8 protein-coding genes are annotated in these 12387 nt (G+C 49.9%); 3 read left to right on the forward strand and 5 right to left on the reverse strand.

All coding sequences use genetic code 11. The annotated features are described in order from the left end of the window. The first annotated feature begins 83 nt into the window (after window positions 1–83). From R0134_RS12420 to R0134_RS12430, 3 genes are all read left to right on the forward strand, one after another. Window positions 84–731 carry an isochorismatase family protein gene (locus R0134_RS12420; protein ID WP_319782271.1) on the forward strand — a complete coding sequence of 216 codons (648 nt, stop codon included), beginning with the start codon at window positions 84–86 and terminating at the stop codon, window positions 729–731. 40 nt (window positions 732–771) lie between these two features. Next, window positions 772–1977, forward strand: a complete 1206-nt coding sequence (pncB, locus tag R0134_RS12425) for a nicotinate phosphoribosyltransferase (protein ID WP_319782272.1) — start codon at window positions 772–774, stop codon at window positions 1975–1977. A 610-nt stretch (window positions 1978–2587) separates the two neighbouring features. Beyond that, entirely contained in the window at window positions 2588–2929 is a 342-nt protein-coding gene (locus R0134_RS12430; RefSeq protein WP_319782273.1) for a 4a-hydroxytetrahydrobiopterin dehydratase, read from the forward strand. A 276-nt stretch (window positions 2930–3205) separates the two neighbouring features. Here R0134_RS12430 and R0134_RS12435 read toward each other — a convergent pair whose 3' ends face one another. The 5 genes from R0134_RS12435 to R0134_RS12455 all read right to left on the reverse strand — a co-directional run bounded on the left by R0134_RS12435 (window position 3206) and on the right by R0134_RS12455 (window position 11823). Continuing rightward, a complete protein-coding gene (locus tag R0134_RS12435) occupies window positions 3206–4231 on the reverse strand; it encodes an META domain-containing protein (protein ID WP_319782274.1) in 1026 nt (341 codons plus the stop codon). A 663-nt stretch (window positions 4232–4894) separates the two neighbouring features. Further along, window positions 4895–5884 carry a cytochrome d ubiquinol oxidase subunit II gene (cydB, locus tag R0134_RS12440; RefSeq protein ID WP_319782275.1) on the reverse strand — a complete coding sequence of 330 codons (990 nt, stop codon included), beginning with the start codon at window positions 5882–5884 and terminating at the stop codon, window positions 4895–4897. A gap of 1 nt (window position 5885) precedes the next feature. Continuing rightward, entirely contained in the window at window positions 5886–7292 is a 1407-nt protein-coding gene (locus R0134_RS12445; RefSeq protein ID WP_319782276.1) for a cytochrome ubiquinol oxidase subunit I, read from the reverse strand. Window positions 7293–7966: 674 nt separating this feature from the next. Further along, the gene (locus tag R0134_RS12450; protein ID WP_319782277.1) at window positions 7967–9367 is read right to left on the reverse strand and encodes a sodium-dependent transporter; all 1401 of its coding nucleotides are present in this window, start codon (window positions 9365–9367) and stop codon (window positions 7967–7969) included. 428 nt (window positions 9368–9795) lie between these two features. Further along, window positions 9796–11823 (reverse strand): UvrD-helicase domain-containing protein, encoded by a 2028-nt coding sequence (locus R0134_RS12455; protein ID WP_319782278.1) that lies wholly within the window; start codon window positions 11821–11823, stop codon window positions 9796–9798. Between the last annotated feature and the right edge of the window lie 564 nt (window positions 11824–12387).

A 12387-nucleotide genomic window follows, 5' to 3' on the forward strand; every position in this document is an offset into this window, starting at 1 on the left:
AATTAATACCTTTAGCTCATACCTTGAACTGATTTTTTAGCTCATCGCTTTAAACCTTAGCATGAAGTAATAGGAGATTGGGAATGCAACTGCCTACTAAAGAAGCTGTCGCCAGTTTTGACGTCGACGCACAATATACCTTTACCCCCGTGTGCCCGAACGAACTCCCCGTGGTGGGTGGCGATACCATAGCCGCAGAGCTCAACGCCCAAGCACAGTTTGCTGCCGTGCGTTTAGGCTCTAAAGATGCACATTCACCCCAAGCGCTGTGGGTAAGCAACGAGCAAGCCCCACCGTTTAGCCCAGTTGAAGGCCCTAATATGGATATTCGCTGGCCCAGCCATGCGGTGCCCGGCACCAAAGGCTTTGAGTTACTGGCCGAATTACCGCACCCAGCTGATTATGACTTTTTTGTCTGGAAAGGCGTGGAGCCGGATATGCACCCGTACGGCGCTTGTTACCACGACTTAGCCGAGCGTCAAAGCACCGGCATCATTGAATATTTGCAGGCTAAAAACATCAGTACTGTGCTAATTGGCGGCCTAGCCACCGACTATTGCGTGCGCCACACGGCATTACAGCTGTTGAATGTCGGCTTTAAAGTGGTGATCAATCTCGCCGCCACCCGCGGCGTGGCCGAAGACTCAACCGCCCTTGCCCTCACAGAGATGCAGCAAGCAGGCGCGCACTTAATTTTCAGTGCTGCAGAGCTGAAACAAGAGTTAAAGTAAGAGCCAAAATAAGAATTAAAACAATAGCTGGAGCACACCAATGACCCAAACTACCCCTCAAGATTATGTGATCCAATCTTTGCTCGACACGGACTTATATAAATTCACCATGATGCAAACCGTGTTGCATCAACACCCGGCCGCCGAAGTGGAATACCACTTTCGCAGTCGTAATAAACAACTGGATTTTAGCGACTGTATCGCCGATATAGAGGCCGAAATTGCCCATTTATGTCAGCTGCGCCTATCGGAAGATGAGCTGAGCTACTTGGGCCAACTCGACTATATTAAGCCCGACTTTATTCACTTCTTACGCCTGTTTCGCCTCGACCAACGCTTTGTTCACGTTAGTTGCGAAAAAGGTGAGCTGATCTTAAAAATCCACGGTCCTTGGCTACACACCATTTTATATGAAGTGCCCTTATTGGCGATCATCAGCGAAGTGTATTGCCGCCGTCATCATCCAAACCCAGACTGGGTAGGCGCGCGGGCGCGCTTGCAAGACAAAATTGAATTAGTCAAAAGTCAGCCGGAATATACAGACTTTCGCTTTTCTGACTTCGGCACCCGCCGCCGCTATTCACGGCTCTGGCAGCAAGAAGTGGTGATGGAATTAGCCAAGCAACTGCCAGAGCAGTTTTCCGGCACCAGTAATTTGGACTTGGCGCGCCGTTTGAATTTAAAGCCGGTGGGCACCTTGGCCCATGAGTTTATGCAGGCGTTTCAAGCACTGGGCCCCCGCCTGATTGATAGCCAAAAGATGGCACTTGAAGCTTGGGTACATGAATATCGCGGCCAGCTAGGCATAGCACTCACCGATGTGGTGGGCATGGACGCCTTTCTGCGAGACTTTGATCTCTACTTTGCCAAGCTGTTTGACGGCCTGCGCCAAGACTCAGGAGATCCGGTGGAATGGACCGAAAAAGCCTTGGCCCATTATCGCAAGCTCAATATAGATCCGCGCAGCAAAACCTTCGTCTACAGCGATGGCCTAAACATGCACAGCGCGCTGGATTTGCATGTGCGTTTTCGCGAACAGTGCAAGCCCGCCTTTGGCATTGGCACGCACTTAACCAACGATATTATGAGCCACTCGCCGATCAACATAGTGCTGAAAATGACCAGCTGTAACGGCCAAGCGGTAGCTAAACTATCAGACAGCCCAGGCAAAGCCATGAGCGACGACGAAGGTTACATGGCTTATCTGGCACAGGTATTTGATGTAGACATCACGAAAGTTAACTAGCCTTAAAGCTTATTTGCAACGCCTCTTTGTTTACGAGAGTCACGGAACGCACGGACGCAGTTCACGTTCGACAAGTGACTAATATATTAAATGGGTACCTGATTACTTATGAACCTTAGCCATTATGCCCAATGTTTCGGTTTTTTTCTCACTGCCCGGTTGGCTCCAAGGCCAAGGGTCTGGCACTTGTAGCAGCCAATTTATTCGGCTGGCCAGCTCCGCTGGCTGTTTGTGAGGTTTAGAAATAAAACCAAAACCGTGCCGAAGTCCCTTCGCCGAAGAGACGGGCACCTATAAGGGATGAGACGGGAAGATCCCTGTAACTTATTGAAATATGGCTGAGCTTTGTGGGTAATCAGGAATGGGTAAGAGCTCCCCCTACCGACAATCTAGTGTTTGGCTCTTATCATTAATAGTTACTGTCAGATCTGATCACTATTGTTCCGTGTTCTTCCGTGGCAAAAATAGCTCTAGTCTTTAAAATTTTAGAGCCAGATCCATCTGCCACAGAACGCACAGGAACTCACGGACACAGTTAACAAGTCCTGGGCTCTTGGTGCTCGGCGCGGCCCTATCCTTTCACTACTTCCTATCTATTAACGGAGCTCACATGACCGAACTTGCCCAACAAAGCTGCACAGCCTGTAAGCCTGATGCACTACAGGTTACAGAAGAGCAATTAGTAGAACTTATGCCAGCCCTGCCCGACTGGGCGTGCTTATCTCGCGAGGGCGAGCTGCAATTAGAGCGCGTCTTTCACTTTAAAAACTTCAAACAAGCGTGGGCGTTTACCAATAAAGTGGCCGAGCTGGCTGAAAGTGAATTTCATCATCCGGCCATTACCTTGGAATGGGGAAAAGTCACCGTTACTTGGTGGACTCACGCCATCAAAGGCCTACATCACAACGACTTTATCATGGCCGCCCGCACCGATTTATTGTTCGATAAGTAGCGCCGAGCTAAATCCAAGGCGCCGCTCTTTGTTGGTCTGTGCCCTTGGCCGTCATCCTGAACTTGTTTCAGGATCTCGTTTTTACGCTTTAAAGACCTAAACCGAGATCCTGATGTGCATCAGGAAAACGGCATAAGTACAGCACCGACCAAAAAACGGCCAGCAGATGCTGGCCGTTTTTATCTTAAATTTTGTGCAACAAAACTAAAAACCTAACAAGTGCCGCTCTGCGCCACCAGCCGGCTAAAGCGGCTTCTACCAATAACAAATCAATGCTTAGCGTGCGGTTAGGGTTCTGCCGTCTTCGGCAAAGACAATTAACTCACCGCTGGCATTAAACTCAATGCGCTTCGCATGGCCCAGTACATCTAGCATGGTGCGCTCATTTTTCATCTGCGCATCAGTGCACATCATCATGGTGCCGGCTAACTGAGAAGTGCTCAACTTGTCGCCTTGTAACTGATAACTGCCATTAACACTGTTACAAAAGGCACGGCCAAACACACGGCCGTCGTCGCCAAAGTTTAGGCTGCCTTCGCTGTCACTGTCACCTTCAACACCCGCAGGCACAGACACATCTTCGCCATTGAGGTTGGTCACCTGCCAAGCACTACTTTGCAGTATGGCGTTGGCATCTGACTCTTGGTTATTAGACTCGTTGCTATAAGACTGGCACTCTGGAAACGCCTTGCCCTTCACCTTAAGCAGGGCTTTATCGCCCTTATTCCACAGCTCGGTGCTAGGGTCGTTGGCTAACTGATAACGTGCGCCCGAGGCTGAGATTGCCTGCTCCAATGTATGCGTTTGGTTGCCTAAGCGTAAAAATGCCAGCCCATCATCATAGGCCACATGAATGCGCTGTTCACCGCATTGCATCAAGGTACTAAATTTATATTCAGCCACTTGTTGCAGCTCTAAATTACCCAATGCCGTATCACTTGGCTTACCCGATACACCGATAGGAGCGGTGCGCCAGCTCACTTGGTCTTGCTCTTTGATCACCGCGTTTAAGCTGTAGGTACCTGAGTCCAGCTTGTGATTATTAAGTTCAAGGGTAAAGGGGATCGGTAATTGTTGTTTATCTAAATCAATGCGTTGCTGTGCGATGACCTTGCCATCCGCCACACTGGTGTCACGTATGGTGACTTCGGCGACGCTATTGGGCGCTAAGGCAATGCGCGATAAATAAGATAAGCTGCCCGTGAGCTGGTGCTGTTCACTGGGCGCGTTGTTATTCGCACAGCCGCTAAGAGCCGTCATTGCTACCACGGACGTTAATGCGAGAGAAGTTAGTTGCTTCATCAAAATACCTCAAAAAGATAAGAATCTTCATCCTTGAGTTCAAGGCGCATCGCTATCTGCTTATATATAGCTTCAATGCGGCCTTAAAATAGAGTAAAAACACAATAACTGTAACGATTTACGCTCGTAAATACTCTAAGCAAAAGTCAGGTCACAAACCGACAAATCTTCTCAATCGCGACATAATCTGCCACGACTGTGGTGGGCGCTGTGGCTTAGCGCTTTAGCTCGGCGCTGTATTATCTGCTGCAGGATCAACGAGTACGCCACTATCTTAGTGTCGTTCCACGACACCGACCGGCTAAAGCGGCCTCTTGGGTAAGGTGTCTGTTGTTAGGCACGGCGCTTGGCACAGCCCTTCGTAGTCATCCTGACGCAGGTCAGGATCTCGATTTAGAGCCTTAATATATAAAGACGAGATACCGGGGCAAGCCCGGCAAGACTGCATAATGCTAATAAAAAAGACCTCCGAAGAGGCCTTTTACACAGCAGATTAAATAGAGCTAAGCCGACTGCAATCCCAGCTACAAGCCAGACAAGAGCCACTTAATGGCGCCACCAAACAGGGTGAGCAGTAGCACACCGCCTAGGTAGAGCGCGGCAAACCACAACCAGTTTTTCTGCTTATTCATTATTCACGAGCCATAATTTAATCGCCATCCGTTAATAACCCTCTTCAAAGTCTTCAACCTTGCCCGAGAAAATACGATATCCCCACAAGGTATAAGCAAAAATTAAGGGCAAGAAGATGAAGATACCGGGCAATAAAAATTTCAGGCTAGAATCTGGCGCGCTGGCCTGCCAGAAGGTTAACTGGTGCGGGATCAGGTAAGGGAATAAACCTACTACCAAACCGGCAAAGCCTAAAATAAACAAGCCCACCGCCAGCCAAAACGGCCGCGTTTCATGAGGTTGACCGTCTAAGTCGCGATACAACAACCAGCCAAACAGCGCGCTCAATATCGGCAGCGGCATTAGGTAGACAAAGTTTATGCCGCCTAGCCAGCGTGCACGCACCTCTGTGTTAGCAATTAAGGTCCACAGGCTGACTATCGCTAAAATCACCATTAGCGTGACCACCAGCTTGCGGCCTAAGTGAGCGGCGCGCGCCATAATATCCCCGCGGCTTTTCATCACAAGATAGCAACAGGCTAACAAGGCGTAAGCCACCATCAATGCCAAGCCGGTAAACACGCTAAAGGGACTAAGCCAGTCCAGTGCGCCCTGCTCGCCTACTTTCACGCCTTGTACCACGGCGCCCAAAATGGTGCCTTGGCAGAAGGTGGCCACAGACGAGCCTAAAAAGAAGGCGCTGTCCCACAGCGGCTTTGAGCGCTCAGACTTAAAGCGATATTCAAAGGCCACGCCGCGAAAGATAAGCCCAATCAGCATCAGCATAATGGGCGTATACATGGTGGATAAAATGCCTGCATAAGCGGCTGGGAAAGCCGCAAACAGCACTACGCCCCCAAACACCAACCAGGTTTCGTTGCCGTCCCACACATGGGAGATAGAGCGCATCATATGGTCGCGCTCGCCCTCGCTTTTAAACCAAGGGTACAAAATGCCGAGGCCGAGATCGAAGCCATCCAGCACCACATACATCAGCACCGCAAAGCCCAGTAATAAATAATAAAACAGCGCCAGATCCATATTAATCCTCCACCACTTCGCGTTGCAGTTTTTTCACCCACTCAAGTGCGAAGCTGGGTGCATTAACGTCTAGCATATGTTGCTCTAATCGCGCTAAATCCGGCGGCCCTTTACGTACTAACTTGGCCATAAAATACAGATACACCAGTAGTAAAGTACTGTAAGTCACCACAAACAGCGTCAATGAAAACAGCACCCGCTCCGCCGGCAGCGGCGTCACTATATCCATGGTGCGCACTAAGCCATGCACCACCCAAGGTTGGCGGCCCACTTCGGCTACATACCAGCCCGCTAGCGTACAAATAACGCCGGTGGGGATCATCAGGTTCATCAGTAGCAAAAAGGGTTTATTTTCAAACTGCGGGTGCTTACGGCGCAACCATAACCCCCACACGGCAGCCGCTACCATCAGCATGCCTAAGCCCACCATGATCCGAAACGAGAAAAAGATCAGCGGCACATAAGGTCTGTCTTCAGGCGGCACCGATTTTAAGCCTTGTATCTCACCGTCCAGTGAGTGGGTTAAGATTAAGGAAGCCACCTTAGGCACTTTCACTTCAAAGTGGTTGGTTTCGTTTTCCATGTCCGGAATCGCAAACAGCAATAACGGCGCGCCGGCTTCAGTTTCTGGCCAAATACCTTCCATGGCCGCCACTTTAATCGGCTGATGCTCTTTGACGTTCAAGCCATGAAAATCCCCCACTATCACCTGCAAAGGCGCCAGCACCAGAGCGGCCCATAGCGCCATCGATAAGCCTTTTTTGGCAAACGCCACGTCTCGGTCTTTGCGTAAATACCAAGCACTCACGCCGCCAATTAAGAAAGTCGCGGTGAGCATGGCCGCCAGCAGCATATGCACTAAGCGGTACGGCATAGAGGGGTTAAAAATAACCTCCATCCAGCTATCCACTTCAAAGCGGCCCTCTACTATCTTGTGGCCGGCTGGGGTGTGCATCCAAGAGTTGGCGGCAATAATCCAAAACGACGACACCCAAGTGCCGAACGCCACTACGCAAGTGGCAAAGTAATGCAGCTTTTCACCCACGCGCTGCCAGCCAAACAACATAATGCCGAGAAAGCCGGCCTCTAAGAAAAACGCCGTGAGCACTTCATAGGCCAGCAAGGGCCCTAATACCGGGCCAACCAGCTCGGAAAACTTCGAAAAGTTGGTGCCAAATTCATAAGACAACACAATGCCACTGACCACGCCCATACCAAAGGTGATGGCGAAGGGCTTGATCCAAAACTTAGCGAGTTGAAAATAAACCGGATTACGGGTTTTTAGCCACATGCCTTCCCAGATCGCGATGGCGGTGGCCAAACCTATGGTGATGGCAGGGAAAATAATGTGAAAGCTGATGGTAAAGGCGAATTGGATCCGCGACAGCATGGCAGCATCTAAGTCCATAATATCTCCTTGAAGGGCGATAAAGCGGTTAACTGCCGCAGGCAAAGTAGCTAATAGTAGAACAATAAAGATGGCAGAAAATTACAACTTTAATGTGAGCCTAGTCATAAATATGCTCAGCTGCAGCACTCACTAATCATAACTCAAACCATGATTATCGCGCCAAGTACCAAGTCCACCCACAACCCCCCGTCCCTGTAGCCGCTACTTGTTTGAATACAAAGAGCGCAGCTGGCTGGTTTAAATCAAAAAACTGACCGAGCCGAAGTCCTCTTTACCAAAGAGACGGGCACCTACAACAGAATCGTCTCTTGTAGCCGCTACTTGTTTGAATACAAAGAGGTCGGTGGACCAGCGCAGCTGGCTATTTTAAGGTTTAGGGATAAAACAAACCGTGCCGAAGTCCTCTTTACCTAAGAGACGGGCACCTACAGGGTCAAAACCAAGCGCTAAGACCGTACCGAACTTCTCTTCACCAAAGAGACAGGCACCTACAACAGAATCGTTTCTTGTAGCCGGCAACTTGTTCGCCGGGCCAGCGTAGCTGGATGTTTTAAATACAGCGCCAAATACCGAGCCCAACCAAAAACCACCGTCCCCGTCGAGGCCGTCTTTAGCCAGCTGGTGTCTTAGGTAAAGAGTTGCGCAGCGCAGCAAAACTAAATCAAACTTCCCTAACGCAAATTAAAAGCAAATACGATCAGCAAGGCGATGGGCGTGAGATAGCGCACCACAGGGAACCACAGCTTGTGCCAAGCGCCGAGCTCGGCTTTTGAGTGTTCTGGCTTCATCTTCCAACCCACGAACACCGCAATCAAAAAGGCCACCAACGGCATCATAATATTGGCGGTTAAATAATCGTATAAATCGAATAGGGTTTTACCTTCAAAGCGAGCGAAGCTATCTAGCGGTGTAAAATCAGACCAAACGTTCAGCGACAATAAAGTAGTAATGCCCACCAACCAAGCGGCAAAACCACCACCGATAGCAGCTTTAACTCGGCTCACGCCCTTTTCATTGAGGTAACTCACCAAAGACTCCAGCATAGAGATAGACGAAGTCCAGGCAGCAAACAGCAGCAATACAAAAAACAGCGTGGCAAAAAAGCCACTGCCCGGCATCTGGCCAAAGGCCACCGGCAAGGTCACAAAAATCAGCCCAGGCCCTTCACTGACGGCTAAACCATGGGCAAATACGATGGGAAAAATCGCCAAGCCCGCTAACAGTGCCACGCCCGTATCCATCACTGCCACCACCACCGCCGTGCGCGCAATAGATACGTTTTGCGGCAAATAAGCGCCGTAGGCCATCATGGCACCGCTGGCCAAGCTCAAGGTAAAAAAGGCATGGCCCAAGGCCGTCAATACGCTTTCGGCAGTCAGAGCAGAAAAATCAGGCTTAAATAAGAAGCGCAGCGCCTCACCAAAATAGCCGGTGGTGCTGGCATAACCGACCAAGATCAACAGCAAAATAAACAGTGCGGGCATTAACTTAGTGACGGCGCGTTCTAGGCCATGGCGCACGCCCCCCGCCGACACTAAAACAGTCAGCCCCATAAACACCGTATGCCACAGCAGCAATTGACCGGGTGAGGCTAACAGCTGACCAAATAGCTCGCCCGAGCTATCTGCACTAATGTCATTAAAGCCACCGCTTACCGCCGAGAGGATATACGGCATAGTCCAGCCGGCGATCACGCTGTAGAACGACAAAATTAAAAAGGCCGCCAGCGTGGCCATCATACCCACACCCACCCAGTTTTTATGACGCCCTTCTGCCGCCGCTAGCGCCTCCATGGTGCCAATCGGACTTTTTCGACCGCGCCGGCCAAGCATTACCTCTGACATCATCAGCGGCAAGCCGATAATGGCAATACACGCCAAATAGACCAGCACGAAAGCGCCGCCACCATTTTCTCCGGTAATATAAGGAAACTTCCAAATATTGCCCAAGCCCACGGCCGAGCCGACCGCCGCCATAATAAACACGAAACGACTGGACCAAAGGGCAGGTTTAGTAGAGGAGGCAGAGCGAGAAGAAGACGAGTTTGAGGCTACTTGCTGACTATCGGGCACGGGTGTGGCCACTCCTGTTACTGGGCTTAAGCCGGTGGATAAGGCTGGGCCAGATTAAACGCTTAGCCCGAAAAGTTCGCAGTTTAACAGCATACGAAACGAAAAGGGAAAATCAGCGCCCTTGGGGCAATGTTGAATTTTGAATGCTTAATGTTGAATGAAGAGCCATTAATCAACCACCATTACACAGCGGCACCGATGTTCACATATTTCACGAATGCTTCCACATCCACCGGCGCCCAGCGACCACCAGGTCGAGTATTGTTGTAGAAGCCGCTTTAGCCGGATGGTGGCGCGTAGCGGCACTTGTTAGGTTTTTAGTTTTGTTACACAAAACCGGCGCGCTCAAAGCGGCCTCTACCAAGCGAAAATCTGTATAACAGGTTCTTATGCACAGATTTAACGTGCCGCTCTGCGCCACCAGCGCTCTACTCCCATTTACTCACTCCGGGGTAGCCGCCGCCGGTGAGTTCTTTCACGAACACTGAGGGGATCTGCTGATCTGCCAATAAGAATACCTGTTGGCGGGCTCGTGTTAAGCCCACATACAAAAGCCGGCGTTCTTCGGCGTACGGAAACGTTTCTGCGACCGGTAACAATAAATCCAGCAGCGCGGTGGCATTTTGCTCCGGCGGAAAGCCATATTTCCCACGGCTCAAACCTAACAGGATCACATGATCCGCCTCTTTGCCTTTGGCACCGTGCAAGGTTTGCACGGCAATAGTAAGGCCGGGGAAACGCCGACGCCACGCCGTTAACTGCGACTCATCAGGCAAGCTAAAGCGAAAACGCGCCAAAATATAAAGCGAAGCCTCGGGCTGCTCAGCAGCTATTTGGCCTAACAAACGGCTAATAGAGTCCATTTGGCTGTTGCTGTCTACGGGCAACACATGCACGCTCGGCGAGCTGGTGCGCACGTGAGTATTCAGCTCTTTCGGTAATTGTTCGCGGTTTTGCTGCACGAAGCGGCTGGCTACTTGCTCAATTTGGTTGTTAAAGCGAAAGGTTTTATCCAACTTAGTAATACGAGTGGCACCAAAGTATTCGGCAAAACGCGTAGTCAAAGAAACGTCCGCACCACTAAAACGATAAATCGCCTGCCAGTCATCGCCCACACAAAATAACGATAACTCAGGCGCCGCATCACGCAATGCCTGCAACAGTGCCGCGCGGGGGGCCGATATATCTTGAAACTCGTCCACTAAAATATAGCGCCACGGCACCGCAAAACGCCCTTGGCGCACCAGCTCTGTGGCTTGCTCTATCATGTCGTCAAAATCAATCTGGCCAAGCTCTGCTAACTCTTGCTGATAACAATGCAATAACGGCAAAATTAAATTGAGCTGCTCAGCAAGCGCAGGCGTTAGACCATTCGGGTCGGGCTCGCCATAGAGTTTCAGCGCTGCGACTATGGGCGCCCACTCGCGCGCCACCCGATTATAATCGGGCTGGGGCAGCACTTGAAAACGATGCCGCCGTAACCAATCGTGCAGCTGTTGGCCGTAAACTTCATCATCATCACATAACTGCTCCAGCCACCGAGCAAGTGCTTGTATACGCACCTTATCTTGCTGTGCCATGGGGCTTAAAGCAGGCGTACGGCCTTGAGACTTACTCAAAATCATTAAGCCTAAGGCATGAAAGGTACTGGTTTTAACGGCTTGAGTGCTGGGTTGCTGTGCCAAACGCGCAGCCATTTCACTGGCCGCCTCGTTACCAAACGCCAATAACAGCAGTTCATCCGGCTCGGCTTGCTGAGAGGCCACCAAAAAGGCTGCGCGCGCCGTCATTACGCTGGTTTTTCCGCAACCCGCGCCCGCGAGCACTAGATTATGGTCTTCATCCACCACGCAGGCTAAGCGCTGAGCCTCGGTCAGCGGATGCGCCTCTATGGTGTCAAATAGCTCGCTATAATCGCTTAGCATCTGCTGGCAGTAATCCTCAGCGCATTGCTCACGCCAAATGTCATCGGCCGCTATTAAGGTGGCCATTAAGCCCAAAGCGGCGGCTTCGCGATCGCTTAACTCCGTCGGCGGCGTTAAGTTTAACCAATCAAGATTGCCGTGAACTTTACGTGCTTTCGCTAACAGCTTTTTCAGCTGCTGCCAGCGAGACTGGCGTAAGTAACCTTGCTCTAATAGGCGTACGCAAGATTCCGCCAGCGGCAAAATACGCTTCGCCTGAAAACGATACCAAGCTAAATTTAGCGCCTCATATAACGGCTCGACCACGGTTTTAGGCAACCAACCCAGTTCAATATCACCTTGGACACAGCTTAAATGCAAGCGATACAAACGCCGTCCTTGCACTAGTCTCGGCGGTGCTAACATCTCCTGCCACGCCAACGCTTGGCGCTCACCTTTAAGGTGTAACACCAAGCCCGTAGCCGACAGCTCACTGGCTAAAAACGGATGATTAAACCAAGGAGCCAACCAATGGGCCCGAAAAATTTGCATAATATCCTAATCTACAAGGCGAAATTTAAGATGAAAAATGCTTAACGTAAATACGCAGCTAAAGCACGCCTATAAATGGCGCCATTCTGTAGTAGCTGCTTTAGCTGCTACATCCGACGACGTCGGATGTCATGGACAAAATCAAACCTAAAGAGAGATGTTCCGACCCTGACTTTTATATTTTTCAGGTTAACTTCACATTGTACTTAATTTATTTAATAGACTCATACTTTACCTACAACAGACTCTCCAACTTGGATATTAATTTTACTAATCAAAAAAAATATAAATATGCTTAGCAAAGAGCACAAAGCAAAGGACGTGAAGAGTAACAAATAAACATTAACCTCTCCAACAAAACCAACAACGAATTTATTAGTAAAGTTCAATATAAACGCATGCACAAGATAGGCACCAAATGAATACTTACCAATAAAAGTCAGAACTGACGACAGCCTCACCATATTAACAGTAACAAAAGTGCTTAACTTTAATACCACTAACAAGGATGAAATTAAAAACAAGTAACACCCTAAAATTTATACATACGCTAATTCATCCCAA

It is taken from the genome of Oceanisphaera sp. IT1-181 (assembly GCF_033807535.1).
Taxonomy (GTDB): Bacteria; Pseudomonadota; Gammaproteobacteria; order Enterobacterales; family Aeromonadaceae; genus Oceanimonas.